The following is a 1,689-nucleotide window of genomic DNA, read 5'->3' on the forward strand; positions in this document are numbered from 1 at the left end:
CGGAGCGGACCGCACCGAAAGAAGGAGACCGCCATGACCGCCGTGCCCGCACCGGCCGAGGCCGCGCTGCGCCGCATCCTCCCCGTTCCCCGCTCGGTCACCCGGGGCGAAGGAACGTTCGTCCTGCGCCCCGGCACACCCGTGGTCGTCGCGACCGAGGACCTTCTCGGGCCCGCCGCGCTCTTCGTCGAGCGCCTCGCCGCCGAGACCGGCCTGGAACTCGGCCGGCCCCGCACCGGCACGGCCGGGCCCGGGGCGGTCCTGCTCACCGTGGACGCCGCCCACCCGGGCGTCACCGCGGTCCCCGTGGCCCGCGGGCTCTCCGCGCTCGGCGACGACCTCGGCGCCGAGCGCCACACCCTCACCGTCGGACCCGAGGGGGTCCGGGTGACGGGCGCCTCGCCGACCGGCGTCCACCGGGGGCTCGGCACGCTGGTCGCCCTCGCCGAACAGCTCCCCGCCACGGCCGCGGGCGTCGAACTGCCCGCGATCGACGCCGCCGACGGCCCGGCCCTCGCCTGGCGCGGCCTGTCCCTCGACGTCGTGCGCACGGCGTTCTCGGCCGCCGAGGTGCGGCGGGTGATCGACCTGCTCGACCGCTACAAGCTCAACGTGCTGCACCTCCACCTGACCGACGACCAGGCCTGGCGCCTGGAGATCACCGCCCGGCCCGAACTCACCCGCGACATGGACCCGGAGGACTACTTCACCCAGGCGCGGTACCGCGAACTCGTCGCGTACGCGGCGGCGCGGTTCATCACCGTCGTGCCCGAGATCGACATGCCCGGCCACAGCACCGCCGCGATCACCGCCTGCCCCGAGCTGACCTCGCAGGACACCGCCTCCCTGCCGCGCTCGGCCGAGGAACGGCTCGCGCGGTTCCTCGCCGGGGACTTCCGGCCGATGTGGCTGGAGCCCGGCCGCCCCGAGGTGTGGAGCTTCGTCGACGACGTGCTCGCCGAGGTCGCCGCGCTGACGCCCGGACGGTTCGTCCACATCGGCGGCGACGAGGCCTTCGGCATGCCGGCGGGCGATCACCAGGACTTCGTGGCCCGCGTCCGGGAACGCGTCCGCGCGCACGGCAAGGAGCCGATCGGCTGGCAGGAGACCGTCCGCGCGCCCGGCGCCCCCGGCGAGGTGGTGCAGCTGTGGATCGACCCGGAACTGGCGCCGGACCCCGCGCACCCGGTCCTCTCGATGCTCCCGCCGCAGGTCGTCGGCCTGATCCTGGAGTCCGAACGGGAATCCGCCGCGGACGCCCTCCGGATGGGCGAGCAGCGTGCGACCGTCGTCCTGTCCGCCCGGGGCCGCGCCTACCTCGACCGGCGCTACGCCGAGGCCGTCGACGGCGCGGCCGAGGAGCGCCGCCTGCGGCTCGGCCACCCGGTCTACCCCCCGCACACGGTGCGCGACGCCTGCACCGCGCCGATCACCGGCATCGACGACGATCCCGGCTTCGCCGTCGCCGGGTTCGAGGCCGCCGTCTGGTGCGAGAGCGTCGACGACGCCGACGACCTGTCGTTCCTCCTGCTGCCCCGGCTTCCCGGCCTGGCCGAGCGCGCCTGGACGGCGGGCCCGGCCCGTGACTGGGAGGACCTGCGCGCCCGTCTCGCCGCCCAGGCGCCCGCCTGGCGCCGCCACGGCCACACCTGGTTCCCCGCGCCGTCCGTCGACTGGGCGTAGCCGGGC

The 1,689-nt window shown here is 76.3% G+C and carries 1 protein-coding gene; it reads left to right on the forward strand.

The window, feature by feature from the left end; translation table 11 throughout:
- Positions 1–33 precede the first annotated feature (33 nt).
- Positions 34–1,683, forward strand: a complete 1,650-nt coding sequence (locus ABD308_RS13900; protein WP_344333293.1) for a beta-N-acetylhexosaminidase — start codon at positions 34–36, stop codon at positions 1,681–1,683.
- The last annotated feature ends 6 nt before the right edge of the window (positions 1,684–1,689 follow it).

Origin of the sequence: Kitasatospora putterlickiae, from assembly GCF_039527695.1 — a bacterium.
Lineage (GTDB): Bacteria > Actinomycetota > Actinomycetes > Streptomycetales > Streptomycetaceae > Kitasatospora > Kitasatospora putterlickiae.

Excerpts from the sequence above, each read along its gene's own strand:
- ABD308_RS13900 (WP_344333293.1), top strand. The coding sequence starts at position 34 with ATGACCGCCGTGCCCGCACCGGCCGAGGCCGCGCTGCGCCGCATCCTC.